This window comes from Streptomyces radicis, from assembly GCF_003626575.1.
GTDB lineage: Bacteria > Actinomycetota > Actinomycetes > Streptomycetales > Streptomycetaceae > Streptomyces > Streptomyces radicis.
The window spans coordinates 141,485-166,829 of sequence record NZ_RBDY01000007.1 but is presented as its reverse complement, the minus strand read 5'-3'; the positions used below and the strand labels follow the sequence as shown (position 1 = coordinate 166,829).

At 73.8% G+C, this 25,345-nt stretch carries 24 protein-coding genes and 1 pseudogene; 17 read left to right on the top strand and 8 right to left on the bottom strand.

Features of this window, described 5'->3' with window-relative positions; translation table 11 throughout:
• Positions 1 to 62: 62 nt before the first annotated feature.
• Positions 63 to 851, bottom strand: a complete 789-nt coding sequence (locus D7318_RS12840; RefSeq protein WP_120697060.1) for a hypothetical protein — start codon at positions 849 to 851, stop codon at positions 63 to 65.
• Positions 848 to 1,114 (bottom strand): MoaD/ThiS family protein, encoded by a 267-nt coding sequence (locus D7318_RS12835; RefSeq protein ID WP_120697059.1) that lies wholly within the window; start codon positions 1,112 to 1,114, stop codon positions 848 to 850. The genes D7318_RS12840 and D7318_RS12835 overlap by 4 nt, the downstream gene beginning before the upstream one ends.
• Positions 1,115 to 1,327: 213 nt before the next feature.
• On the opposite strand from D7318_RS12835, the gene D7318_RS12830 reads away from it, so the two are divergent.
• The 5 genes from D7318_RS12830 (at position 1,328) to D7318_RS12810 (ending at position 6,498) form a co-directional block, all read left to right on the top strand.
• On the top strand, positions 1,328 to 2,083 hold the full coding sequence (locus D7318_RS12830; RefSeq protein WP_113687323.1) for a winged helix-turn-helix transcriptional regulator: 756 nt from the start codon (positions 1,328 to 1,330) through the stop codon (positions 2,081 to 2,083).
• A 102-nt stretch (positions 2,084 to 2,185) separates the two neighbouring features.
• Positions 2,186 to 3,208 (top strand): LacI family DNA-binding transcriptional regulator, encoded by a 1,023-nt coding sequence (locus D7318_RS12825; RefSeq protein ID WP_120697058.1) that lies wholly within the window; start codon positions 2,186 to 2,188, stop codon positions 3,206 to 3,208.
• 234 nt (positions 3,209 to 3,442) lie between these two features.
• Complete coding sequence (locus D7318_RS12820; RefSeq protein ID WP_120697057.1) at positions 3,443 to 4,294, top strand: S1C family serine protease; 852 nt, start codon at positions 3,443 to 3,445, stop codon at positions 4,292 to 4,294.
• A 15-nt stretch (positions 4,295 to 4,309) separates the two neighbouring features.
• Entirely contained in the window at positions 4,310 to 4,999 is a 690-nt protein-coding gene (locus tag D7318_RS12815; protein ID WP_120697056.1) for a response regulator transcription factor, read from the top strand.
• Positions 4,996 to 6,498 (top strand): sensor histidine kinase, encoded by a 1,503-nt coding sequence (locus D7318_RS12810; protein WP_120697055.1) that lies wholly within the window; start codon positions 4,996 to 4,998, stop codon positions 6,496 to 6,498. Before D7318_RS12815 ends, D7318_RS12810 begins: the two co-directional genes overlap by 4 nt.
• On the opposite strand, the gene soxR is transcribed toward D7318_RS12810, so the two are convergent.
• A complete protein-coding gene (soxR, locus tag D7318_RS12805; RefSeq protein ID WP_120697054.1) occupies positions 6,495 to 7,043 on the bottom strand; it encodes a redox-sensitive transcriptional activator SoxR in 549 nt (182 codons plus the stop codon). The genes D7318_RS12810 and soxR overlap by 4 nt on opposite strands.
• A gap of 88 nt (positions 7,044 to 7,131) precedes the next feature.
• On the opposite strand from soxR, the gene D7318_RS33895 reads away from it, so the two are divergent.
• On the top strand, positions 7,132 to 7,980 hold the full coding sequence (locus D7318_RS33895; protein ID WP_120697053.1) for a metallophosphoesterase family protein: 849 nt from the start codon (positions 7,132 to 7,134) through the stop codon (positions 7,978 to 7,980).
• A gap of 44 nt (positions 7,981 to 8,024) precedes the next feature.
• Positions 8,025 to 8,693, top strand: a complete 669-nt coding sequence (locus D7318_RS33890; protein WP_120697149.1) for a 4'-phosphopantetheinyl transferase family protein — start codon at positions 8,025 to 8,027, stop codon at positions 8,691 to 8,693.
• Positions 8,694 to 8,759: 66 nt separating this feature from the next.
• Here the strand turns inward: D7318_RS33890 and D7318_RS12790 are convergent, their stop codons facing one another.
• Positions 8,760 to 10,553 (bottom strand): bifunctional metallophosphatase/5'-nucleotidase, encoded by a 1,794-nt coding sequence (locus tag D7318_RS12790; protein ID WP_183091394.1) that lies wholly within the window; start codon positions 10,551 to 10,553, stop codon positions 8,760 to 8,762.
• A 102-nt stretch (positions 10,554 to 10,655) separates the two neighbouring features.
• Here D7318_RS12790 and mshD point away from each other — a divergent pair, with 102 nt between their 5' ends.
• The 4 genes and pseudogenes from mshD to D7318_RS12775 all read left to right on the top strand — a co-directional run bounded on the left by mshD (position 10,656) and on the right by D7318_RS12775 (position 14,583).
• The gene (gene mshD / locus D7318_RS12785; protein ID WP_120697052.1) at positions 10,656 to 11,558 is read left to right on the top strand and encodes a mycothiol synthase; all 903 of its coding nucleotides are present in this window, start codon (positions 10,656 to 10,658) and stop codon (positions 11,556 to 11,558) included.
• 63 nt (positions 11,559 to 11,621) lie between these two features.
• Positions 11,622 to 11,813 (top strand): annotated as a pseudogene (locus D7318_RS32820) (helix-turn-helix domain-containing protein); the annotation flags it as partial.
• 45 nt (positions 11,814 to 11,858) lie between these two features.
• Positions 11,859 to 14,111 (top strand): RNA degradosome polyphosphate kinase, encoded by a 2,253-nt coding sequence (locus D7318_RS12780; protein ID WP_183091400.1) that lies wholly within the window; start codon positions 11,859 to 11,861, stop codon positions 14,109 to 14,111.
• Positions 14,104 to 14,583 (top strand): NUDIX hydrolase, encoded by a 480-nt coding sequence (locus D7318_RS12775; RefSeq protein ID WP_230423681.1) that lies wholly within the window; start codon positions 14,104 to 14,106, stop codon positions 14,581 to 14,583. Before D7318_RS12780 ends, D7318_RS12775 begins: the two co-directional genes overlap by 8 nt.
• Here the strand turns inward: D7318_RS12775 and D7318_RS12770 are convergent.
• A complete protein-coding gene (locus D7318_RS12770) occupies positions 14,543 to 15,328 on the bottom strand; it encodes a class I SAM-dependent methyltransferase (protein WP_120697049.1) in 786 nt (261 codons plus the stop codon). The genes D7318_RS12775 and D7318_RS12770 overlap by 41 nt on opposite strands.
• A gap of 183 nt (positions 15,329 to 15,511) precedes the next feature.
• Between D7318_RS12770 and mshA the strand changes: the two genes are divergently transcribed.
• Positions 15,512 to 16,780 (top strand): D-inositol-3-phosphate glycosyltransferase, encoded by a 1,269-nt coding sequence (gene mshA, locus D7318_RS12765; RefSeq protein ID WP_120697147.1) that lies wholly within the window; start codon positions 15,512 to 15,514, stop codon positions 16,778 to 16,780.
• Complete coding sequence (locus D7318_RS12760; RefSeq protein WP_120697048.1) at positions 16,773 to 17,285, top strand: type III secretion system chaperone family protein; 513 nt, start codon at positions 16,773 to 16,775, stop codon at positions 17,283 to 17,285. Before mshA ends, D7318_RS12760 begins: the two co-directional genes overlap by 8 nt.
• Here D7318_RS12760 and D7318_RS12755 read toward each other — a convergent pair.
• Positions 17,242 to 19,935, bottom strand: coding sequence for a SpoIIE family protein phosphatase/ATP-binding protein (locus D7318_RS12755; protein WP_230423680.1), 2,694 nt, complete (start codon positions 19,933 to 19,935; stop codon positions 17,242 to 17,244). The genes D7318_RS12760 and D7318_RS12755 overlap by 44 nt on opposite strands.
• 73 nt (positions 19,936 to 20,008) lie before the next feature.
• Here D7318_RS12755 and D7318_RS12750 point away from each other — a divergent pair, with 73 nt between their 5' ends.
• Both D7318_RS12750 and D7318_RS12745 read left to right on the top strand, forming a co-directional pair.
• The gene (locus D7318_RS12750; protein WP_120697047.1) at positions 20,009 to 20,767 is read left to right on the top strand and encodes a phosphoglyceromutase; all 759 of its coding nucleotides are present in this window, start codon (positions 20,009 to 20,011) and stop codon (positions 20,765 to 20,767) included.
• Between the two features lie 18 nt (positions 20,768 to 20,785).
• A complete protein-coding gene (locus D7318_RS12745) occupies positions 20,786 to 22,090 on the top strand; it encodes a sensor histidine kinase (protein ID WP_120697046.1) in 1,305 nt (434 codons plus the stop codon).
• Positions 22,091 to 22,177: 87 nt separating this feature from the next.
• Here the strand turns inward: D7318_RS12745 and D7318_RS32815 are convergent, their stop codons facing one another.
• Positions 22,178 to 22,336, bottom strand: a complete 159-nt coding sequence (locus D7318_RS32815; RefSeq protein ID WP_183091393.1) for a hypothetical protein — start codon at positions 22,334 to 22,336, stop codon at positions 22,178 to 22,180.
• A gap of 99 nt (positions 22,337 to 22,435) precedes the next feature.
• A complete protein-coding gene (gene phoU / locus D7318_RS12740; protein ID WP_113687311.1) occupies positions 22,436 to 23,110 on the bottom strand; it encodes a phosphate signaling complex protein PhoU in 675 nt (224 codons plus the stop codon).
• 195 nt (positions 23,111 to 23,305) lie between these two features.
• Here phoU and D7318_RS12735 point away from each other — a divergent pair, with 195 nt between their 5' ends.
• Together D7318_RS12735 and D7318_RS12730 are read left to right on the top strand one after the other, a co-directional pair.
• Complete coding sequence (locus tag D7318_RS12735) at positions 23,306 to 24,616, top strand: sensor histidine kinase (protein WP_120697045.1); 1,311 nt, start codon at positions 23,306 to 23,308, stop codon at positions 24,614 to 24,616.
• Entirely contained in the window at positions 24,613 to 25,293 is a 681-nt protein-coding gene (locus tag D7318_RS12730) for a response regulator transcription factor (protein WP_113687309.1), read from the top strand. The genes D7318_RS12735 and D7318_RS12730 overlap by 4 nt, the downstream gene beginning before the upstream one ends.
• The last annotated feature ends 52 nt before the right edge of the window (positions 25,294 to 25,345 follow it).

The window sequence follows — 25,345 nt, the reverse complement described above, 5'->3', positions numbered from 1 at the left end:
CCGTTACAGAGGGGTCACACGGGGCGCACGGGGTCGGCTCACGACCCGCGTCGGGACCCGGGTCAGAACAGCGTGCGCGCCAGCGGGTACACGGCGGGCGCCGCGGCGGTCAGGGGCAGCGCGACCCCCGCGGTGAAGTGCACGAAGCGGGAAGGGAAGTCGTAGCTGGCCACCCGCAGCCCGATCAGCGCGCACACCCCGCCAGCCAGCGCCAGGGCGAGCCCTTCCGAGCCCATGCCGTGCACGCGGTCGCCCGCCACCAGGCCCACCCCGGCGGCCAGCAGCAGCGCGAGCGCGAGCGAGACCACCCCGGGCCCAGGCACCCCGCGGCCGAGCGCGGCCACGCCGACCGCGCACGCCGTCACGGCCACCGCGGCGCCCGAGACGTCCACCGCGGCCAGGTGCCCCGTGGCGGCGACGGTCAGCAGCGTGGCGGCGGCCGTGGCCGTCAGCGAGTCGAGGCGCTCGTCGGCCGAGCCGCGGTGGCGCAGCTGGAGCACGAGCACCAGCACGAACCACACCCCGAGCACGCCGAGCACCGCCTCGGGCGCCCGGTCGGGATCGGCGAGCACTACGGCGGCGTCCGCCGCGAGCCCGCCCGCGAACGCGAGCGCGATGCCCTGCCGCGCGGGCCACATCCCGTTCAGCCTGAACCAGCCGGCGGCCGTCACCGCCTGGAGCACCACGACCGCGGGCAGCGCGGCGAGCTGGCCCACGGAGGCGCCCGCGGCGAGCAGCGCGGCCAGCGCCGCGGTCAGCGCGGCGGGCTTGATCCCCGGCGGGATGATCGGCGAACGCGCGCGGTGCCGTGGCCCGGGCGGCGCGGCGGCGGGCGCGGGCGTGGCGCTCACGCGGCACCCCCCGCGAACGGCGGCAGCACCTCGACCGTGCCGCCCTCGGGGAGCGTCACCGTGTCATGGCCGCGCTTGCCGACCTGCTGCCCGTCGACCAGGAACGAGCAGCGCACCAGCACCCGTTCGAACTCCGGGCTGTCCGCGTGCCTGCCGCGCGCCTCGCTCAGCGCGGCGGCCAGCGTGGTGGCCTCGTACGCCTCCTCCGCCGTCCCCGCCGCGGCCTTCGCCGCCGCCCAGTAACGGATCGTGCCCCTCGCCATCCGCCCGCCTCTCCTCCCGGTCCTGCCGCCCCCATCATGGCCCCAGCGGAGACAGAAGTGTGACCCGCGCCCCTGCGCCAGGTGAATTGTTTCGGCTATGCTGCTGGCGATGTAAGGATCCGGGCACTGTTGCCGCACCGGGTCCTTTCGCGCTTTCTGGGCAGAGCCGCTCGAATCGTCCACTCGCCAGGACTGAGGAAGGAACGCCCCCTGATGAGCTCGCTGCTTCTCCTGACCAACGCCCTCCAGCCGTCGTCCCAGGTGCTCCCCGCGCTTGAGCTTCTCCTGCACAACGTACGGGTGGCGCCCGCCGAGGGGCCCGCGCTGGTGGACGCGCCGAGCGCGGACGTCATCCTCATCGACGGCCGCAAGGACCTCCCGCAGGTGCGTTCGCTCTGCCAGCTGCTCCGCTCCACGGGTCCCGGCTGTCCGCTCGTGCTGATCGTGACCGAGGGCGGCCTCGCCGCCGTCACCGCCGACTGGGGCGTGGACGACGTGGTGCTCGACACCGCGGGGCCCGCCGAGGTGGAGGCCAGGCTGCGGTTGGCCACCGGGCGCCAGCAACTGTCCGCCGACGACAGCCCGATGGAGATCCGCAACGGCGATCTCTCCGTGGACGAGGCGACGTACAGCGCCAAGCTCAAGGGCCGCGTGCTCGACCTGACGTTCAAGGAGTTCGAGCTGCTCAAGTACCTGGCGCAGCACCCGGGTCGGGTCTTCACCCGCGCCCAGCTGCTCCAGGAGGTGTGGGGCTACGACTACTTCGGCGGCACCCGGACCGTGGACGTGCACGTCCGGCGGCTGCGCGCCAAGCTCGGCCCCGAGCACGAGTCGCTCATCGGCACGGTGCGGAACGTCGGTTACCGCTTCGTGGTGCCCGAGAAGGAGAAGGCAGAGGACCACCAGGCGCGCGCGATCACGCGCGAGGCCGAGCAGGTCGTCAAGGAGGCCGCGGCCCGCCGCGCCTGAGCCAGGGCATCGGCGCCGGGCCCGGGGCTGAGACGTTCACTCCCGTATCCCGGACGTTCACCCCGTATCGGGGGAGCCGGTTGCGCGCGTAGACTACGCGCCGTGGCCAAGGTGACGCGGGACGATGTGGCGCGACTGGCGGGTACGTCGACCGCCGTCGTCAGCTATGTCATCAACAACGGCCCCCGACCGGTGGCCGCGGGCACGCGCGAGCGTGTGCTCAACGCCATCAAGGAGCTGGGGTACCGGCCCGACCGCGTCGCGCAGGCGATGGCGTCGCAACGCACGGACCTCATAGGTCTGATCGTGCCGGACGCGCGCCAGCCGTTCTTCGCGGAGATGGCGCACGCCGTCGAGCAGGCGGCGGCCGAGCGCGGCAAGATGGTCCTGGTCGGGAACTCCGACTACGCCGACGAGCGCGAGGTCCACTACCTGCGGGCGTTCCTCGGGATGCGGGTCTCGGGGCTGATCCTGATCAGCCAGGGCCCGAGCGAGCACGCGGCGACCGAGATCGACGCGTGGGACGCCCGCGTGGTGCTGCTGCACCGGCGGCCCGACGCGATCGACGACGTGGCGGTCGTGCTCGACGACATCGGGGGCGCGCAACGCATCACCGCGCACCTGCTCGGCCACGGTCACGCGTATGTCGCGTGCCTCGGCGGGGTGGACTCCACGCCCGAGTCGGGCGACCCGGTCACCGACCATGTCACCGGCTGGCGCAGGGCGATGGCCGAGGCCGGACTCTCCACCGAGGGGCGGCTGTTCAAGGCCCCTTACAACCGGTACGACGCCTACAAGGTCGCGCTTGAGCTGCTGGCCGGGCCCGACCGCCCGCCCGCGATCATGTGCGCCACGGACGACCAGGCGATCGGCGTGCTGCGGGCCGCGCGCGAGCTGCGGATCGACGTGCCGGGCGAGTTGGCCGTGGCGGGCTTCGACGACGTGAAGGAAGCGGGTCTGACCGACCCGCCGCTCACCACCGTGGGCTCGGACCGCGAGGCGATGGCCCGCGCGGCGGTCGACCTGGCCATAGGCGACTCGGAGAACGGCGGCGCCCCTTCCGACCGCCTGCGGCAGTTCCCGTCGACGCTGCGCATCAGGCGCTCGTGCGGTTGTCCGGCGTAGGCCCTTGCCGGGCGTCCCCAGCCCGCTGAGCACGTCGGGCTCCGCCCGGGCGGCCGCGCGGCGGGTTCTGCCCGGTCCCAGCGCCCCGGACGAAGTCCGGGGCGCGCTTCGGCCACGACGCGGGGACGGGAGCGGGCCGTGGCCGTCGTTGATGCCCCGCGGGGAGCGACGTTCGTAGGGGATTCTGAGCCCGGCCCAAGGGAATTCTCATCTTTCGGGCGCACCGTCGGGGGCATGAGCGATTACCAGGCACAGGCACCTCAGCCCCAGTGGTACGTTCCCGCCCCGCCCCCGAAGCACCGGCGCAGGGCCCGTGGCCCGCTGGCGCTGATCGCCGCGGTCGCCATCGTCGCGGGGGCCGCGGGCGGCGGCACGGCCGCGCTGCTCGACCGCGGCTCCGGGTCAGGCGCGAGCGGCTCGGGCTCCACGGGCGCCACCACCGTCTCCGCCGAGACGGACGGCACCGTCGCCTCGGTCGCCGCGGCCGTCTCGCCGAGCGTGGTGGAGATCACCACGGGCAACGCGACCGGCTCGGGCGTGATCCTGTCGTCGGACGGCCGGATCCTCACCAACAACCACGTCGTCGCGGGCGCGAGCACCGTCGAGGTGACGTTCCACGACGGCAGCACCGCGCGGGCCGAGGTCACGGGGACCGACCCGGAGTCCGACCTGGCCGTGATCCAGGCGCAGGGCCGCGAGGACCTGCCCGCCGCCACGCTCGGCGACTCCGACGACGTAGCGGTCGGCGACGAGGTGGTGGCCATCGGCTCCCCCGAGGGCCTGACCGGCACCGTCACCAGCGGCATCGTCTCGGCGCTCGACCGCGAGGTCACCGTCGGCTCGGCGGACTCGGGGGGCCCGTTCGGCGGCCGTGGCTCCACGACCACGTACGACGCGATCCAGACCGACGCCTCCCTCAACCAGGGCAACTCGGGGGGCGCCCTGGTCAACATGGCGGGGGAGATCATCGGCATCAACTCCGCCATGTACAGCCCGTCGGCGGACTCGGGGAGCGCGGGCCTGGGGTTCGCCATCCCCAGCAACACCGTGCGGGACGTGCTCGGTGGGCTAGGAGTTCAGGCGTGATGCCAGACTGGCCGCATGAAGGACGGCAGCGGACCCCTCGTGTTGATCGTTGACGACGAGCCCGCCGTGCGCGAGGCGTTGCAACGCGGGCTCGCCTTCGAGGGGTACCGCGCCGAGACCGCGGGGGACGGCGCCCAGGCGCTGGCCCTGATCGACGAGCTCGCCCCCGACGCGGTGCTCCTCGACGTGCTGATGCCCCGCATGGACGGCCTCACCGCGGCCAGGCGGCTGCGCGCCGCCGGGAACAGGGTGCCCATCCTCATGCTGACCGCGCGCGACACCGTGGGGGACCGGGTCAGCGGCCTGGACGCGGGCGCCGACGACTACCTGGTCAAGCCGTTCGAGCTCGACGAGCTGCTCGCGCGGCTCCGCGCGCTGCTGCGCCGGGGCGCGTACGCCGCCGAGCCCGCGCGGCAGCTGGTCTTCGGCGACCTGCGGATGGACCAGGCCACCAGGGAGGTGGTCAGGGGCGGGCGGCCCGTCGAGCTGACCAGGACCGAGTACACCCTGCTCGAGCTGCTGCTGGCCCACCCCCGCCAGGTCCTCACGCGCGAGCAGATCCTGCGCGCGGTGTGGGGCTTCGAGCAGGAGCCCGCGTCCAACTCCCTCGACGTGTACGTCATGTATCTGCGGCGCAAGACCGAGGCGGGTGGCGAGCCGCGCCTGGTGCACACCGTCCGCGGCGTCGGCTACGTCCTGCGGTGAACGGCACCCGCCGCAGGCTCGCCGGGCTGCCGCTGCGCTCCCGGCTCGCGCTGCTCACGGCGCTCGCGGTGGCGCTCGCGGTGGCCGTGTGCGCCGGGGCGGCATGGTTCCTGGTGCGCGGCCAGCTGCGTTCGTCGCTCGACGACGCGCTGCGCGAGACCAGGGCCGACCCCGCGGCCGTCGAGGCGGTGCTCGCCCAGCGCAGCGCGTCGGACTTCCAGGACTGCGGGGCGCCGCCCGAGCGCCCCGGCGCGGTGCCCGAGCTGGTGGACTACACGATCCAGGTGGTGGACGCCCGCGGGGAGCGCTGCGTTCTCGCGGGGCCCGTCGCCCTCGACGTCGCCGACGCGGACGCGGCCGTCGCGCAGGGGCGGCTGCCCGAGGCGCTGCACGACGCGACGGCGTCCGACGGCACCACCTACCGCGTCATCACGCGCCCCCTCGACACGCGCCTCGGCGGCAACGGCACCGCCGTCACCGTGGCCCGCCCGCTGGGCGAGGTGAACGAGCCGCTGCGGTCGCTCGCCTTCGTCCTCGCGCTCGTCGCGGCGGCGGGCGCGGTGGGCGCCGCCGGGATCGGGGTGGCCCTGGCCCGCGCGGGGCTGCGCCCGGTGGACCGGCTCACGGACGCGGCCGAGCACATCGCGCGCACCGAGGACCTGTCCGTGCGCATCCCCGTGACGGGGGACGACGAGATCGCGCGGCTCTCGCGCTCGTTCAACGCGATGACCGAGGCGCTCGCCTCGTCGCGCGAGCTCCAGCAGCAGCTCATCGCCGACGCGGGGCACGAGCTGCGCACCCCGCTGACGTCGCTGCGGACCAACGTCGAGCTGCTGGTGCGCAGCGAGGAGACGGGCCGCCCGCTGCCGGACGACGACCGGCGGCGGCTGCTCGCGTCGGTGAAGGCGCAGCTGATCGAGCTGGGCGCGTTGATCGGCGACCTCCAGGAGCTGTCGAGGCCCGAGGCGGTGGGCGGGGGCGCGCGGCGCGAGGTGGTGGCGCTGCACGAGATCGCGGGGCGCGCGGTCGGGCGGGCGCGCCTGCGCGCCGGGGGGCTGCCGATCGACGCGGAGCTCGAGCCGTGGTTCGTGCGCGCGGAGCCCGCGCCGCTCGAGCGCGCGGTGGTCAACCTGCTGGACAACGCCGTCAAGTTCGGCGCGGGGGATCCGCGCGGCGTGCGCGTGGCGCTGGCCGGGGGCACGCTGTCGATCAGGGACCACGGCCCTGGGATCCCGCAGGACGAGCTGCCGCACGTGTTCGAGCGCTTCTGGCGGGCGCCGAGCGCGCGGGCCCTGCCCGGCTCGGGGCTCGGGCTCTCGATCGTGGCCAGGACCGTGCGCGAGAACGGCGGCGCCGTCGCGCTCCGCCCCGCGCCAGGGGGCGGCACGGAGGCGCTGCTGACCCTGCCGGGCGCCCAGGGCCCGCCGCCGCCCCTGCCGGACGCTCCGAAGGGCGCTCCGAAGGGCGCTCCGAAGGACGCCCCGGAGGACAGGCCCTAGGCGACCGGCACGCGCTCCACCGGCGTGGGACCGCAGGAGCCGCTGCCCTTGCCGCCGCCCTCGGCGGCCTCGGCGCCCTCCGGGTCGTCGAGCAGCCGCCGTGGGCCGCAGCCCGACTCGCCGCAGATGTCGTACGGGTTGGCCAGCATGCAGCTCTCCAGGGACAGGCAGCCGCAGCCGATGCACTCGGTCAGGTTGTCCCGCAGCCGCGTCAACTGCCGGATCCTGGCGTCAAGATCGGCCCGCCAGTACGACGAGACCTCCGCCCAGTCCTCGCGGTTGGGCGTGCGGCCCTCGGGCAGCCTGGTCAGGGCCTCGCGGATCGCCGTCAACGGCATCCCGACGTTCTGCGAGACGCGGATGAACGCCACCCGGCGCAGCGTGTCCCGCGCGTAACGGCGCTGGTTGCCCGAGGTGCGGCGGCTGCTGATCAGCCCCTGGTCCTCGTAGAAGCGGAGCGCGGAGGTCGCGACGCCGCTGCGCCGGGCGAGCTGGCCGATCGTGAGTTCCTTGGCGATCTGCTGAGGCGGCGTGTGAGGCGGCATACCCCCTATGTTATCGGGACTTAAAGGAGCCTTGAGGTCCATGCGGTAAGGTGGCGGGCTGGTCCGCGCATGGGAGGGGAGTGGGCGTATGGGGAAGCTGGTGGCCATCAGCGATCTGCATGTGCGGTACGAGGAGAACCGGCAGATCACGGAACGGCTGCGGCCCGCCGACGAGGACGACTGGCTGCTGGTCGCGGGCGACGTCGGCGAGATGTCGGAGGACATCGAGTGGGCGTTGACCCTGCTCGCCGAGCGGTTCGCCAAGGTGATCTGGGTCCCGGGGAACCACGAGCTGTGGACCCCGCCGGACGACCCGCTGCGGCTGACGGGCGAGGCGCGTTACCGCTGGCTCGTCGACCTGTGCCGGCGCCTCGGCATCGTGACGCCGGAGGACCCCTACCCCGTGTGGGAGGGCGAGGGCGGCCCCGCGGTGATCGTGCCGCTGTTCCTGCTGTACGACTACTCGTTCCGGCCGGCCGGGACCCGCACCAAGGCCGAGGCCCTCGAGGTCGCGGAGAACGCCGGAGTGATCTGCACGGACGAGTTCATGCTCAAGCACGACCCGTACCCCAGCCGCGAGGCGTGGTCACGGGCGCGCGTCGCGGCCACCGAGGCCAGGCTCGCCGCCGAGCTGCCGCCCGGCGTGCCGACCGTGCTCGTCAACCACTACCCCCTGGTGCGCGAGCCCACCCGGGTGCTGCGCTACCCCGAGTTCGCGCTGTGGTGCGGCACCGAGGCCACGGCCGACTGGCCGCTGCGGTTCCACGCGGCCAGCGTCGTCTACGGCCATCTGCACATCCACCGGCTGACCCACCACGACGGGGTGCCGCACCACGAGGTGTCGCTCGGCTACCCGCGCGAGTGGCAGCGGTGGCTCAAGGACCCGGGACGGCTCGTGCCCGTCCTGCCCAAGGAGAGGACGGCGGTGGAGCGTTGAGCGACACGGTGAGCGAACAGGTCGGCGGAACGGTCGGGAGCACGCTGCTCGGCGGGCTGCTGCCGCCTTCGGCCGCGGTGGTCGAGGCGTTCGCCGACGCGGCGGAGCCCCCGGCGCTCTTCCCCGAGGAGGCCGCGCACGTCGCGCGCGCCGTCGAGTCACGGCGCGCGGAGTTCGCCACCGTGCGCGGGTGCGCGCGCGACGCGCTCGCGTCGCTCGGCGGGCCGCGCGTCCCGCTGCTGCCGGGCGAGCGCGGCGCGCCGGGGTGGCCCGACGGGTTCGTGGGCAGCATGACGCACTGCCGCGGCTACCGAGGCGCGGCCGTGGCGCGCGCCGGGGAGCTGGCCAGCGTCGGGATCGACGCGGAGCCCGACGAGCCGCTGCCCAACGAGGGCCTGCTCGAGACGATCGCGCTGCCCGCCGAGCGGGCGGCGCTGCCCCGGCTGAACGCCGCGCGCCCCGGCGTCTCATGGGACCGGCTCCTCTTCAGCGCCAAGGAGAGCGTCTACAAGGCGTGGTTCCCGCTGACGCGGAAGTGGCTCGACTTCGAGGAGGCGCGGATCGACATCGACCCGGAGGGCGGGACGTTCACCGCGACGCTGCTCGTGCCTGGGCCCGTGGTGGGCGGGGTGCGGCTGCCCGCGTTCTCCGGGCGGTTCCTCGCCGAGCGCGGCCTGGTGGTCACGGCGATCGCGGTGCCGCACTCCTCCTGAGGCTTGTATACGAACGCGGCGCCCGGGGACTCCCGGGCGCCGCGCGCTTCGTCCGTCCCGCCGCGGCTACTCGACCACGGTGATGCGGTCGGCGGCCGGGGCCGAGAGCGGGGAGCCCTCGCTCGAGTTGGCCGTCAGATACGCGCCGAGCACCGCCATGTCGTCGTCGCCGACCAGCGGGTTCCCGCCCTCGGCCAGCGTGGCGAAGCCGTCGCCGCCGCCCGCGAGGAACGAGTTGACCGCCACCCGGTAGGTCGCCGCGGGGTCGAGCGGCTCGCCGCCCACCGTGACCGTGTCGGCCACGATCCGGTCCGCGCCCGAACGCGTCAGGTCCAGCGTGTAGGCCAGCCCGGCGGACGGCTGGAGGATCTTGGGCGATGCCTCGTTGACGCCGGTGACCTGCTCGTGCAGCACCGCGAGCAGCTGCTCGCCGGTGAGATCCACCAGGTTGACCGTGTTGGAGAACGGCTGGACCGTGAAGCCCTCGCCATAGGTGACGACGCCGTCGCCCTCGTCGCCCGAGGCCGCGTACGTGAGGTCGGCGCGGACGCCGCCCGGGTTCATCAGGGCCAGATCGGCCTCGGGATCGAGCTCGAGCGCGTGCGCCAGCTGCGCGTCGGCGATCAGGTCGCCCAGCGGGAACTCGGGGGTCCCGGTGCCTCGGCCCGTGATGTCCTCGGAGATCCAGCCGATGGGCGCGTCGGCGACCGGCGCCGCCAGCTCGTTCCAGCGGTCGAGCAGCTCGGTCAGGTCGGCGGCGGGCTCCTGCTCGCGGTCCACGACCTGGTTGGTGCCCTCGACCGAGGTGCGCACGATGTCCTTGACGCGGCGGTCGTAGGTCATGTTCAGCTCGGTGAACAGGCGGCCGTTGGACGCGGCCGACGTCACCAGGCGGTCGTTGCCCGCCGGGTCGGGGACGCTGCACACATACGGCTGGTGGGTGTGGCCCGTGACCAGCGCGTCCACGCGCGCGTCGGTGTTCGCGGCGATCTCGGTGATCGGGCCCGACAGGTTGGCGCCGTCCGTGCCGCAGTCGGCGTTGTACGCGGGCGAGGCGGGATAGCCGCCCTCGTGGATGAGCGCGATGACCGCGTTGACGCCCCGGTCCGCGAGCTCATCGGTGTAGTGGTTGATCGTCTCGACCTCGTCGAGGAACTCCAGGCCCTCGATGCCCTCCTGGGTCACGATGTCGGCCGTGCCCTCCAGCGTGACGCCGATGAAGCCGACCTTGATCCCGTTGAGGTTCTCGATCGCGTAGGGCTCGAGGATCGGCTCGCCCGTGTCCTCGTCGACCACGTTGGCCGCGAGGTAGGGGAAGTTCGAGCCCTCGAACTCGCGGTCCTCCGCGTAGCAGCCGTCCTCGGGGTGGCAGCCGCCCTCCTGGAGGCGGATCAGCTCCTCCCAGCCCTCGTCGAACTCGTGGTTGCCGACGCCCGCGACGTCCATCTCGAGCTCGTTGAGCGCCTCGATCGTCGGCTCGTCGTGGAAGAGGCCCGAGAGCAGCGGCGTCGCGCCGATCAGGTCACCCGCCGCGACGGTCACCGAGCGCCGTTCGCCCTCGCGGGCCTCGCGCAGCCCGGTGGCCAGGTACTCGACGCCACCCGCGGTGATGGTCTCGGTGGTGCCGTCCTCGTTCTCGTGGGTCAGCTCGCCGTTCGAGCCGGTGGGCGGTTCCAGGGCGCCGTGCAGGTCGTTGATGGCCAGCACCTGGAGGTCGACCTTCATCCCGTCCACCGGCACCCAGCCGTCGCGGCCTCCCCGGTCGGGCGCGGCCTGCGCGGCCGGGAGGGCGACGGCGAGCGCCCCCGCCGCCGCGAGTAGGGCCGCCCCGGCGGTCAGCCTGAACATCCGTGCGTGCATGAGCGGATCACTCCTTCAGTCCGCCCGCACCCTATGGGTTACGCGCGTAGCCGTCAGGAGGGGCTGTGTAACAAGAGGGGAAACGATGGGTACGGTCGCCCCATGACTGACGTCGTTGTGCGGGAACGGGTGTCCGAGGACGAACGGCGGGACGCCGCCGGGCTCATCGCCGCCGCGGCGGCTGCCGACGGGCGGGCCGCCGTCTCCGAGCAGGGCATGCTGCTGCTGCGCGCCGGGGAGCGCGCCGGCGTGCGCCATCTGCTGCTGCGCGTGGACGGCACGCTGGTCGGCTATGCCCAGCTGGACGGCACGGACCCGGTCGAGGCGCCGTCGGCCGAGCTGGTCGTGCACCCCGCGCACCGCGGGCGGCGGCACGGGCGCGCGCTCGGCGAGGCGCTGCTGGCCGAGTCGGGGCACCGGCTGCGGCTGTGGGCCCATGGCGGCCTCCCCGCCGCGCGGCACCTGGCGCGGCTGCTCGGGCTCACGCTCTTCCGCGAACTGCGGCAGATGCGCCGCACGTTGACCGGGCTCGCGCTGCCCGACCCGGTGCTGCCCGACGGGGTGGCCGTGCGGACCTTCGCGCGCGGGGCGGACGAGGAGGCGTGGCTCGCGGCGAACGCGGCAGCGTTCGCGCACCACCCCGAGCAGGGCGCGTTGACCCTCGACGACCTGGCGGCGCGCGAGGCCGAGCCGTGGTTCGACCCGGCGGGGTTCTTCCTCGCGGTGCGCGAGGCGGAAGGGACGATCCTCGGCTTCCACTGGACCAAGGCGCACGCCGCCGAGGGCCTCGGCGAGGTGTATGTCGTCGGCGTCACGCCCGAGGCCCAGGGGCTCGGGCTCGGCCGGGCGCTGACCACGATCGGGCTGCGCCACCTGGCCGCCGACCCCGTGCTCGACACCGCGATGCTCTACGTGGACGCCGACAACGCCGCCGCGCTCCGCGTCTACGAGAGCCTCGGCTTCCGCACCCATGAGACCGACCTCATGTACCGGACGGAGCGCTGACCCGCTCGGCCCAGCGCCCGCCCCGCGCGGTGCGAACGCAGGGCCGCGGGTACTGTCCGTTCCATGAGCAGCGGCAGCCGACCACCCCTGACCGAGGCCGACCGGCTGCGGCTGGCCCGCGCGGTGCTCGACGACGGCTGGTCGCTGCGGCGCGCGGCCGAGCGGTTCGGCGTCTCGCCGAGGACGGCCAAGCGCTGGGCCGACCGGTACCGGGCGCACGGTGTGGCGGGAGTGCGCTCCGGTGCGCCCGTTCACCTCGCTGACGTGCCCCGTTCGTCCCCAAGGCGTGAGAATGGAGGCATGAGCCAGGAGACGAGCATCCGCCAGGACCGCCCGTACACCGTCCCGGGGCCCGCGGAGCCGAGCGAGCGCGCCGATCCGCCCGAGAACGCCTCCCCTTCCGCCATCGAGCCCCCCGCCGTCGAGGTCTCCCACCCCGGACACCCCGGGCACCCCGCCCTGCCCGAGCTGCCGGGCGACCGTTTCCTCGACCGCGAACGCAGCTGGCTCGCGTTCAACGAGCGGGTGCTCGAGCTGGCCGAGGACCCGCAGACGCCGCTGCTCGAGCGGGCCAACTTCCTGTCGATCTTCGCGAGCAACCTGGACGAGTTCTTCATGGTGCGCGTCGCCGGGCTCAAGCGGCGCATCGCGGCAGGCGTCGCGAACCGCTCGGTCACGGGCCAGTCGCCGCAGGCGGTCCTGGAGACGATCCTCGCGCTGGCCAGGGAGCAGATGACGCGGCACGCGGCCTGCTTCCAGAAGACGGTCCTGCCGCAGCTCGCCGACGAGGGCATCCACCTGCTGCGCTGGCCCGACCTGACCGAGCAGGAGCAGACGCGGCTGTTCACGCTCTTCCGCAAGAAGATCTTCCCCGTCCTCACGCCGCTCGCCGTCGACCCCGCCCACCCGTTCCCCTACATATCGGGGCTCTCGCTCAACCTGGCCGTCCGCGTGCGGAACCCCGCGAGCGGCAACGAGCACTTCGCCCGCGTCAAGGTGCCCCCGCTGCTCTCCCGCTTCCTCGAGGCGTCGCCGCAGCGCTACGTCCCCGTCGAGGACGTGATCGCGGCGCACCTGGAGGAGCTGTTCCGGGGGATGGAGGTGCTGGGGCACTACGTCTTCCGCGTCACCAGGAACGAAGACCTCGAGGTCGAGGAGGACGACGCGGAGAACCTCCTCCAGGCGCTGGAGAAGGAGCTGCTGCGGCGCCGCTTCGGCCCCCCGGTGCGCCTCGAGGTCGAGGAGTCGATGGACCCCGAGGTCCTCGACCGGCTGGTCAAGGAGCTGATGACCAACCGCGACGAGGTGGTCTCCAACCGCGACGAGGTCTTCTCGCTGCCGGGCCCGCTCGACCTCACCGGGCTCTCCTCGATCGCCGCGCTCGACCGGCCCGAGCTCAAGTACCCCAAGTTCGTCGCGGGCACCCACCGGGACCTGGCCGAGGTCGAGTCGGCCACGCCGCCCGACATCTTCGCGGCGCTGCGCCACCGCGACGTGCTGCTGCACCACCCGTACGACTCGTTCTCCACCTCGGTCCAGGCGTTCCTCGAACAGGCCGCGGGCGACCCCGACGTGCTCGCCATCAAGCAGACGCTCTACCGCACCTCGGGCGACTCCCCGATCGTGGACGCGCTCATCGACGCGGCCGCGTCGGGCAAGCAGGTGCTGGTGCTGGTCGAGATCAAGGCCAGGTTCGACGAGCACGCGAACATCAAGTGGGCCAGAAAGCTGGAGGAGGCGGGCTGCCACGTCGTCTACGGCCTGGTGGGCCTCAAGACCCACTGCAAGCTGTCGCTCGTGGTCCGCCAGGAGGGCGAGGAGCTGCGGCGCTACGCCCACGTCGGCACCGGGAACTACCACCCCAAGACCGCCCGCCGCTACGAGGACCTGGGCCTGCTGACCGCCGACGCCGAGGTGGGCGCCGACCTCTCCGACCTGTTCAACCGGCTCTCCGGCTACTCGCGCCGCGACAGCTACCGCCGCCTGCTGGTGGCGCCGCGCTCGCTGCGCGAGGGGCTGCTGACCCGGATCCGCCGCGAGATCGAGCACCACAAGGAGGGCCGCCCCGCCTGGGTGCGGATCAAGGTCAACTCGATCGTCGACGAGTCGATCATCGACGGCCTCTACCGCGCCTCCCAGGCGGGCGTGCCGGTGGACGTCTGGGTGCGCGGCATCTGCGCGCTGCGGCCCGGGGTGCCGGGGCTCTCCGAGAACATCAGGGTGCGCAGCGTCCTCGGGCGCTTCCTCGAGCACTCGCGCGTCTACGCCTTCGCCAACGGCGGGGAGAGCGAGGCGTGGATCGGGTCCACCGACCTGATGCACCGCAACCTCGACCGGCGCATCGAGGCCATCGTGCGCGTGACCGACCCGGGGCACCGCTCGTCGCTCATCAGGCTGGTCACCTCGGGCACGTCGGACGCGACCGAGTCCTGGCACCTCGGCCCCGACGGGCGGTGGACGCGGCACGCGACGGACGCCGAGGGCAGACGGCTGCGCAACCTCCAGGAGGCGCTGATCGAGGCCCGCAGGAAGCGCAGGGGCAACGGTGACTGAGACCGGGCCCCTGGGGGTGGGGGAGGGCGAGGAGTGGGTGCGCGCCGCCGGCTGCGTGCTGTGGCGCGCGGCGCCCGGCGCCCCCGAGGGGATCGAGGTGGCGCTGGTCCACCGGCCCAGGTACGACGACTGGTCGCACCCCAAGGGCAAGCTCGACGAGGGCGAGTCGGCGGCGGACGCGGCGCGCCGCGAGATCAGGGAGGAGACGGGGGCCGTGTGCGTGCTCGGCGCCCCGCTGCCCACCGCCCGCTACCGCGCCAAGGGGCGGCCCAAGGAGGTCGTCTACTGGGTGGCCGAGGCGGTCGCGGGCGAGTTCGAGCCCAACTCCGAGGTGGACCAGGTGCGTTGGCTGCCGCCCTCGGACGCGAGGGCCGAGCTGACCCACCCCGCCAACCGCGCGCTGCTCGACCAGGCGCTGCACGCGTTGGGCATCACCACCGCAGGGGCGCCAGGGCCGCCCAGCGGACGGTGACCTCGCCCTGCCGCCAGCGGCGCGGCCCGTCGGCCAGCGGCCAGTCGGCGGCCAGCGCGCGCACGGCGTGCGCCCAGCGCTGGCGCGCCCCCAGCGGGCCATAGGGCGCCGCGGCCGCCCAGGCCCGGTCGAAGTCCCGCAGGAACGCGTGCACCGGCTCGCCGGGGACGTTGCGGTGGATCAACGCCTTGGGCAGCCGCTCGGCCAGGTCCGACGGGGTGGCGAGCGAGCCGAGGCGCGCGGCGAACGTCACGGTCAGCGGCCCGGCCTCGCCGAGCGCCACCCACACATGGCGCCGCCCCACCTCGTCGCACGTGCCCTCGACCAGCAGGCCGCCGGGCGCGAGGCGCGCGCACAGCAGCGCCCACGCCCCCGGCACCTCGTCCTCGGCGTACTGCCGCAGCACGTTGGCCGCCCTGATCAGCAGGGGGCGTTCCCCGCCGGGCAGCGGCAGCTCGAAGCCGCCGCGGACGAAGCGCAGCCCGGGGCGCTCGTGCGGGAGCGCGGCGGCCACCCGCTCCGGGGCGATCTCCACCCCGGTCACCCGGGCGTCGGCGCGGACCGCGCGCAGCCGGGTCAGCAGCTCGACGGCGGTCCAGGGCTCGGCCCCGTACCCCAGGTCGACGGCCAGCGGCGCGGCGCGCGCCCGGCGCAGCGCGGGGGCGTGCGCGGCGGCGATCCAGCGGTCCATGCGCCGCAGTCTGTTCCGCCCCGTGGTGCCCCTGGTGACCCTCCCCTCCGCCATGCGGTCGAGCGTAACGGCGCGTGCGCGGGGGCGCGGACGGCGCCGTTCGCGCGTAACGGGCCGCCACGGGGGAACACGTACGGACCGTGCGCGGTTGCACGACAGGACACGACGGGTCACCCGTCCCGTAAAGCCGAGCCGACGTCGACAGGAGGCGTGGTGCGACACATCCGCCGGGTCGCCATGCTGAGTGTGCACACCTCACCGCTTGACCAGCCGGGCACCGGGGACGCCGGGGGGATGAACGTCTACATGGTGGAGCTGTCGCGGGAGCTGGCCGCGCTCGGCATCGAGGTCGAGATCTTCACCCGCGCCACATCGGGCACGCGCGAGCCCGTCTGCGAGCTGGCCCCCGGCGTGCTGGTGCGGCACGTGGACGCCGGGCCCTACGAGGGCCTGAGCAAGGAGGAGCTGCCCGCGCAGCTGTGCGCGTTCACCCATGGCGTGATGCAGATCTGGGCCGGGCACCACCCGGGCTACTTCGACGTGGTCCACTCGCACTACTGGCTCTCGGGGCACGTCGGCTGGCTCGCCTCCCAGCGCTGGGGCGTGCCGCTCGTGCACGCGATGCACACCATGGCCAAGGTGAAGAACGCCGCCCTCGCCGCGGGCGACACCCCCGAGCCCGCCGCCCGCGTCATCGGCGAGACCCAGATCGTCCGCGCGGCCGACCGGCTGATCGCCAACACGACGGAGGAGGCGGCCCAGCTCGTCCGGTACTACGACGCCGACCCGCCGCGCACGGCCGTCGTGCACCCCGGCGTGAACCTCACGCGTTTCACGCCCGGCGCGGGGCGGGCCGCCGCGCGCGCCCGACTCGGGCTGCCGCGGGAGGCGTTCGTCCCGCTGTTCGCCGGGCGGATCCAGCCGCTCAAGGCGCCCGACATCCTGCTGTACGCCGTCCGCGAGCTGCTCGACGCCGACCCGTCGCTGCGCTCGCGCCTCGTGGTGCCCATCGTCGGCGGGCCGAGCGGCAGCGGCCTGGCCAGGCCCGAGCGGATGCAGAAGCTCGCGGCCCGCCTCGGCGTCGCCGACCTGGTGCGGTTCCACCCGCCGGTCGGCCAGGACGCGCTCGCCGACTGGTACCGGGCGGCGAACGTCCTGGTCATGCCGTCCTACAGCGAGTCGTTCGGCCTGGTGGCCGCCGAGGCGCAGGCGTGCGGGACGCCCGTGGTCGCCGCCGCGGTGGGCGGGCTGCCCGTGGTGGTGCGGGACGGGGTCACCGGCTTCCTGATCGAAGGGCACGACCCGGTGCACTACGCGGACGCCCTGCGCCGCTTCGCCGAACGGCCCGAGCTGTCCGAGGCGCTCGGCGGCGCGGCGGCGCTCCACGCGCGGCGCTTCGGCTGGTCGGCCACCGCGACCGACACCCTCGCCGTCTACCGCGAGGCCCTGGCGGCCCGCGCCCCGGCCCGGCAGCGCGCCAGGGCTTGGTCTCGGGGCCATGGCTGATCCGCGGCGGGTGATCGAGGGCGCGCTGACCGACATGGGCGTGGCGTGGGAGTCACCGGGGGACGGGCGTTATGTCGTGACCCTGCCGGGCACCCGCAAGCTCTCCACGACGTGCTCGCTCGTGCTGGGCCGCCACTCCCTCTCGGTGAACGCGTTCGTCGTCCGCCGCCCCGACGAGAACCACGAGGCCGTGCACCGCTGGCTGCTCGGCCGCAACCCCAGGCTGCACGGCGTCGCGTTCGCCGTCGACGGCCTCGGCGACATCTACCTGGTGGGCCGCCTGCCGCTGGCCGCGGTGACCGCCGACGAGATCGACCGGCTGCTCGGCGCGGTGCTCGAGACGGCGGACAGCTCGTTCAACACCCTGCTCGAGCTGGGCTTCGCCGAGGCCATCCGCAAGGAGTACGCGTGGCGCACCGCCCGCGGCGAGTCCACGCGGAACCTGGACGCGTTCTCCCGCGTCACCGGCGCGGACGGTGGGGCAGGCGCTGCTCCGCCCAGATGACCTTGCCCTCCGCCGTGTAGCGGGTGCCCCAGCGGTCGGCGTACTGCGCGACCAGGAAGAGCCCGCGCCCGCCCTCGTCGGTCGCGGCGGCGTTCCGCGGGTGCGGCGACGTGCTGCTGCCGTCGGAGACCTCGCAGATGAGCGTGCGGTCCCGCAGCAGCCTGACCCGGATCGGGCCCGAGCCGTGCACCAGGGCGTTGGTGATCATCTCGGACAGGATCAGCTCGGTGATGAACACGATCTCCGTCAGCCCCCACGCCGCCAGCTGCCGCCCCGCCGCCGCCCGCCCCTCGGCCACCGCGGACGGCGTGAACGGCACGTCCCACGACGCGACCTGCTGCGGCGCCAACGCCTTGGTGCGGGCGATCAGCACGGCCACGTCGTCGGTCGGCCGCTCGGGCAGCAGCGCCTCGAGCACGCGGTCGCACGCCGCGTCGGGATCGTCGGGCGCGCCGGTCAGCGCGTCGCGCAGCAGCCCGAGCCCCACGTCGATGTCCCGGTCGCGGGCCTCGATCAGCCCGTCGGTGTAGAGCACGATCCTGGTGCCCTCGGCCAGCCGCAGCTCGGTCGGCTCGAACGGCATCCCCGCCACGCCGAGCGGCGGGTGCGCGGTCAGCTCGGGGAACTCCACCGTGCCGTCGGGGTGCACGAGCACGGGCGGCAGGTGCCCAGCGGTGGCCAGCGTGCACAGCCGCTCCACCGGGTCGTAGATCGCGTACAGGCACGTCGCGCCGGTGACCGCGCCGGTCCCGTCGGCGTCGAGGCCGTCCTGCCCTTCCCGGCCGTCGCTGTCCCGGTCGTCGCGGTCGGCCAGCTCGTCGAGGCGCCCGAGCAGCTCGTCGGGCGGCAGGTCGAGCGCGGCGAAGTTGTGCACGGCCGTCCGCAGCCGCCCCATGGTCGCCGCGGCGTGCAGCCCGTGCCCGACGACGTCGCCGACCACGAGCGCGACGCGGGCGCCCGAGAGCGGGATGACGTCGAAGAAGTCGCCGCCGACCGCCTCGGCGGGCCGGTAGCGGTACGCCGTCTCCACGGCGTTCTGCTCGGGCAGCCCCCGGGGCAGCAGGCTGCGCTGGAGCGTCGCGGCCATCTCGTGCTCGCGGGCGTAACGGCGCGCGTTGTCGACGCACACCGCCGTGCGCGCCGCCAGCTCCTCGGCCAGCGACAGGTCCTCGCCGTCGAACGGCTCCTGCCGCTCGGCGCGCCAGAAGCCCGCGACGCCGAGCACCACGCCCCTGGCGTGCAGGGGGGCGCAGATGGTGGCGTGGAAGCCGTGGCGCATCAGGCTCGCGGCGTACTCCTCGTCCCCGGCCTGCCACCAGTCGGTGCCGTGCAGGTCGTTCTCGACCACGGCCCGCCCCGCGGCCAGGGCGCGCACCTGCGGGATGTCGGCGTTGAGGCGCAGCGTGGTGTGCGGCCCTCGCACCGGGTGGCCAGGGGTGCCGCCTCCGGTGGCGGCCCTGCGCATGCGGTTCTCGGCGCCGTTGCTGTCGCCGCCGCGGAACACCGGCTCGACCAGGTCGACGGTGACGTAGTCGGCGAACTCGGGGACGGCCACCTCCGTGAGCTCCTCCGCGGTGCGGATGACATCGAGCGTGGTGCCGATGGCGATGCCCGCCGCGTACAGCAGCTCGAGCCGCTTCTGCGCCGCCTCCGCGCGCCCCGAGGCCGCCCGCAGCTCGGTGGTGTCGCGCAGCGTGGTCACCGTGCTGCCGGGGCGGCCGGGCGGGACGGTCAGCCGGTGGTTGACGGTGAGGAGCCGCCCGCCCGCCATGTGCACCTCGTCGGTGACCGCGTCCTCGGACGACAGCAGCGCGACGGTCGCCCGGTCGAGGCCGAGGTCGTCGATGTCCCGGCCCGTGGCGTCGTCGGGGAGCCCGAGCAGCCGCTTGGCCTCCTCGTTCATGAGCAGCAGCCGCCGCCTGTCGTCCACGATCACCATGCCCTCGCGGACCGCGTGCAAGACCGCGTCGTGCTGCTCGTACATGCGGGTGATCTCGGCCGGGCCCATGCCCCTGGTCTGGCGCAGCAGCCTGCGGCTGACCAGCCCCGCGGCGCCCGTGGCGAGAACGACGACGGCCGCGCCCGCGCCGAGGAGCAGCGGCAGCTCGTTGATGGCGGCGAGGTCGATCCGCTCGAGGGTCACCCCGGCCGCCACCATGCCGATGACCTCGCCGTCCTCGTCGCGCACCGGCACGACCGAGCGCACCGAGGGGCCGAGGGTGCCCTCGGTCGTCTCCCTGACCACCTTGCCCTCCCTGGCCGGCTCGAAGGTGCCGATGAACCGCTCGCCGATGCGGTCGGGGTCGGGGTGGGTGAAGCGGATGCCCTCGCGGTTCAGCACGACGACGAAGTCGGTGTGCGTGCGCTCGCGGACCTCCTCGGCGCGCGGCTGGAGCTCGGCGGTCGGATCGGAGGAGCGGATGGCCTCGGCCGTGCCGGGCGCGTTGGCGAAGGTCTGGGCGGTGACGAGGGAGCGCGTGGCCGCGCCGTCCTTGGCGCCGTGCCGGACGTGGAGGTAGAGGATCAGCACGGACGCGGCGACCAGCAGCAGAACGAGGCCGATCAGCAGGATGAACATCTGGCCCACGACACTGCGGACGCTGAGCACCGAATGCCGGTGCCTTCGCCAGCGCCGCAGAATGGTCGTCATTCTTCCACTTTGTACCCTCAGCCAACTCCAGGCCGCATCCGGCCGCCCACGCGGGCTCGTCTAGTCTCGGGGCATGGCCGACGCACCGAACAAGCTGATCCTGCTCCGCCACGGCGAGAGCGAGTGGAACGCGAAGAATCTCTTCACCGGCTGGGTGGACGTCAACCTGACCGAGAAGGGCGAGAAGGAGGCCGTCCGCGGCGGCGAGCTGCTGAAGGACGCCGGCCTGCTCCCCGACGTGCTGCACACCTCGACGCTCAAGCGCGCCATCCGCACCGCCAACCTCGCGCTCGACGCCGCCGACCGCGCCTGGATCCCGGTGCGCCGCAGCTGGCGCCTGAACGAACGCCACTACGGCGCGCTCCAGGGCAAGGACAAGGCCGCCACCCTCGCGGAGTTCGGCGAGGAGCAGTTCATGAAGTGGCGCCGCTCCTACGACACCCCGCCGCCCGAGCTGGCCGACGGCGCCGAGTGGTCGCAGAGCGACGACCCGCGCTACGCCGCGATCCCCAGCGAGCTGCGCCCGCGCACCGAGTGCCTCGAGGACGTCGTCGTGCGCATGCTGCCGTACTGGTACGACGGCATCGTCCCCGACCTGAACGCCGGGCGCACCGTGCTCGTCACCGCGCACGGCAACAGCCTGCGCGCCCTGGTCAAGCACCTCGACGGCGTCTCCGACGAGGACATCGTGGGCCTCAACATCCCCACCGGCATCCCGCTGCTCTACGAGCTCGACGCCGACTTCCACCCGGTCGTCCGCGGCGGCACCTACCTCGACCCCGAGGCCGCGAAGGCCGCGATCGAGGCCGTGAAGAACCAGGGCAAGAAGTAGCGGGGGCACGCGGACCGCATGACGGAGACGGGGGCCGGGGAGACATGGGAGCACCGCTGGCTGCTGCCCGCCGAGCTGCGGGACCGGCTGCGCGCCGACCCTGACCAGGCCCCCGCCACGGACCCGCGCCGCCTCCGCCGCTCGGGCCGCGACTGGCTCGTCGACTCGCTGCTCTTCGCGTGGGCGGTGGGGATATGGCTGCTGTTCGCCGCCAACCTCCCCGCCTATGTCCCCGGCTGGATGCGGGCCGCCGACCCGCCCATCGGGGCGCTCGGCTGCCTCGCCATCTGGTTCCGCCGCCGCCACCCCGTCCTGCTCGCCGTCGTGCTGATCGTGCCGGGCGCGTGGACCAGCACGTCGTTCGGCCCGCTCACCGTCGCCATCCTCAACCTCGGGCTGCGCGCCCCCTGGCGCACCGGCGCCGCGGTCCTGGCCCTGCACGCGCTGACGGCGCTGCCCTACACGCTCGTCTACGCCGTCCCGAACGAGGGCGGCTGGGCCACGTTCGCGTTCTATCCCGCGTACTACCTGTCGTTCTTCTCGTGGGGCGCCTGGATGCGGCTGCGGCGGCAGACCGTGCTGCGGCTCTCCGACGAGGCCAGGGCGGAGGCCAGGCGGGAGAGGGCCGAGCACGCCCGCCGCCTCGCCGACGCCCGCAGGGCCGAACGCGAGGCCATCGCCAGGGAGATGCACGACGTCCTCGCGCACCGCGTATCGCTGCTCTCCGTGCACGCCGGCGCGCTGGCGTACCGCACCGGCAAGGACGCCCCCGCGACCGCGCTCTCGTCCGGCGAGATCAGCGACAGCGCCCAGCTCATCAGGGACACCGCCCACCAGGCACTCGAGGAGCTGCGCGACGTGCTGACCGTGCTGCGCGGCACCGACGCGGTGGGCGAGTCGCCGCAGCCCGGGCTCGCCGACATCGCGGACCTGGTCGCGGACGCGCGGAACGCGGGCCAGCGCGTGACCCTGGTCGCCGCGTACGACGCCGCCGCGGCCGAGGACCCGGCCGCTGGGCCGCGCGGCCAGGCGCGGCGCACCGTCTACCGCGTGGTCCAGGAGGGCCTGACCAACGCGCGCAAGCACGCCCCGGGGCGCGAGGTGACCGTGACGGTGACCGGCGGCCCCGGCGAGGGGCTCACCGTGACCGTCGCGAACGAGCTGCCCGCCGGCGCACCCGGGGGCGCGTCGGCCATCCCGGGCGCGGGCGCGGGACTCGCGGGCCTGGAGGAACGCGCCGCGCTCGACGGCGGCACCCTGACCCACCGCGTCAGCGGCACGTCGTTCGAGCTGACCGCCGAGCTGCCCTGGGGCCGACCCTGACCGTGAGCGCGGGCCGACCGTGAACGCGCCGGGCGCGCACAGGGCGGCCCCGGGGCAGCGCCGCCCGTGGGGGCGGCGTGGGGGATCTCAGCCGCAGTTCCCGCCGCACTGGCAGGACGAGCCGGACTGGCAGCCGCAGGAGCAGCCGGAGCCGCAGCCACAGCCGGCGAGCAGCGGCAGTGGGCGGCGCGGGGTCTTGGGGGCGGGCTGGGATATCGGGGCGGGTGAGGCGGGTGAGGCGGCCATGGATCCCTCTCCTCGTTCGGCGGATGTCCCCCCACATTGGACGCCCGCCCCTCCCCCGACCGTCAACGGCGCACAACCGGCGCGCGGTGGTGAAACGGCTCAGACGGTAGCTTCCGGCTCCGGCGTGAACTCATCCGCGTGCTCCCCGGTGACCAGGTAGACCACGCGCCGCGCGATCGACACGGCGTGGTCGGCGAACCGCTCGTAGTAGCGCCCGAGCAGCGTCACGTCGACGGCGGTCTCTATGCCGTGGTTCCACCGCTCGTCCAGCAGGTGGCTGAAGAGGGTGCGGTGCAGCGAGTCCATCTCGTCGTCGTCCTGCTCGAGCTGCATCGCCAGGTCGACGTCCTTGGTGATCAGCACCTCGGTCGCCTTGGCCATCAGCCGCTGGGCCAGCTGCCCCATCTCCAGGATCGTCGCGGTGAGGTCCCTCGGCACCGCGGAGTCGGGGAAGCGCAGCCTGGCCACCTTGGCCACGTGCTGGGCGAGGTCGCCGCAGCGCTCCAGGTCGGCGCTCATCCGCAGCGACATCACGACGATCCGCAGATCGGTCGCCACCGGCTGCTGGCGGGCCAGCAGGGCGACGGCCGACGCCTCCAGGCTCCGCTGCATGTCGTCGACCCGCTCGTCGGCGGCGATCACGCTCTCGGCGAGCTTCAGGTCGGCGTCGAGCATCGCCGTCGTGGCCCGGCCGATGGCCGACCCCACGAAGCGCGCCATCTCCACCAGGCTGTCGCTGATCGCGTCGAGCTCCTCGTGATACGCGTCACGCATGACTGATCTTGTCCTTCCTCGACTGCTCCGCGGCCATTCCTCTTCTGTATCGTCCCAAGCTCTGCCCGGAAGGCGGCCGATTCCGTCCCGTCAAGTGAATCATCGCTGTCGGCAAGGTGAACTCTCGCGGGCAGGCTGACGAGCATCTTCAGTCACATCTGTGGCCCCCTTGCCCCCCACGCCTAATCTGAGGATATGGACGTGAACGCGGCGGTCGCCGCCGTGGCGGCGATAGCCGGTCTCTGCACCGGCGTGGTCGCCATGCTGGCATTCCGTCTGAGCGAACGCGAGCGCACGCGTTCCCATGGCGCACCCCCCACCACCGAGGCCACCCTGCCCCCGGGCGTCGACACCGTCCTGTCCGTGCTGCGCTCCTCCGCCGTCGTCCTCGACGACGGGGACGGTGTGGTCAAGGCCAGCTCGGCCGCGTACGCTCTCGGCCTGGTGCGCGGCGGCAGGCTTGCCGTCGAGCCCATGCTCACGATGGCGCGTGACACCCGGCGGGACGGGGAGATCCGGGAGATGGAGCTGGACCTGCCGCGCCGCGGCCGGGGCCTGGGAAGGGCCGACGTGCTGGCCGTCTCGGCCCGCGCCGCGCCCCTCGGCTCCCGCCTCGTGCTCCTGCTCGTCGAGGACCTGACCGAGGCCCGCCGCATCGAGGCGGTCCGCCGCGACTTCGTCGCCAACGTCAGCCACGAGCTGAAGACCCCCGCGGGCGCCCTCTCCCTGCTCTCCGAGGCGGTGCTCGACGCCGCGGACGACCCCGAGGCGGTCAGCCGCTTCGCGGGCCGCATGCAGTACGAGGCGACCCGGCTGACCAACCTGATCCAGGAGCTGATCGACCTCTCCAGGGTCCAGGACAACGACATGCTGTCCAACGCCGAGCTCGTCCCGGCCGCCGACCTCGTCACCGAGGCGTTGGAGCGCTGCCGCCAGCAGGCCGACAGCAAGCACATCACCATCGCCTCGGGGGGCGTTGACGACCTGAGCGTCTGGGGGAACCGGGCGCAGCTCGCCGCGGCCCTCGGCAACCTGGTGGAGAACGCCGTCAACTACAGCCCGCCCCACACCCGCGTCGCGATCGCCGGATCCCGGCTGCGCGTCCAGGGCGGCGAGCTGATCGAGATCGCCGTGACCGACCAGGGCATCGGCATCCCCGAGACCGACCGCGAACGCGTCTTCGAGCGCTTCTACCGCGTCGACCCCGCCCGCTCCCGGGCGACCGGAGGCACGGGCCTCGGCCTTGCCATCGTCAAACACGTGGCCGCCTCGCACGGCGGGGAGGTCCAGGTGTGGAGCGCCGAAGGCCAGGGCTCCACCTTCACCCTGCGGCTGCCGGAACCCAGCAGCGCGCGGGACCGCCACCTCGCCGCCCGCAAGAAGCGGGACGGCCTCGGTGGCACCCTGCATGAACCGGCCGAGTTCCTCGACAGCCCGGAAGCCGTCGCCGGACCGGAGCCACACTCCACCCGCACCAACGAAACTGCCCGGGAGGTCCTCCCGTGACCCGAGTGCTCGTCGTCGAGGACGAAGAGTCGTTCAGCGACGTCCTTTCGTACATGCTCCGCAAGGAGGGCTTCGAGGTCGCCACCGCGGCCACGGGGCCCGAGGGACTGGACGAGTTCGAGCGCAACGGCGCCGATCTGGTCCTGCTCGACCTCATGCTGCCCGGGCTGCCCGGCACCGAGGTCTGCCGCCAGCTGCGGGGCCGCTCCAACGTCCCGGTCATCATGGTGACCGCCAAGGACAGTGAGATCGACAAGGTCGTCGGCCTGGAAATAGGGGCCGACGACTATGTGACCAAGCCGTTCTCCTCGCGGGAGCTGGTCGCCCGCATCCGCGCGGTGCTCCGCCGCCGCGGGGAGTCGGAGGAGGAGAGCCCGGCCGCCCTCGAGGCGGGCCCGGTCAGGATGGACGTCGACCGGCACGTGGTCACCGTCTCGGGCCGCAAGGTCGACCTGCCGCTCAAGGAGTTCGACCTGCTGGCGATGCTCCTGCGCAACGCGGGCCGCGTGCTGACCCGCATGCAGCTCATCGACCGGGTCTGGGGCGCGGACTACGTCGGCGACACCAAGACGCTCGACGTCCACGTGAAGCGGCTGCGCGCCAAGATCGAGCCCGACCCCGGCGCGCCGCGCTACCTGGTCACCGTCCGCGGCCTCGGCTACAAGTTCGAGCCGTGACGGCGGAACGCCGGTGCCCCGACGTCATGACGTCGGGGCACCGGCGTTCCGC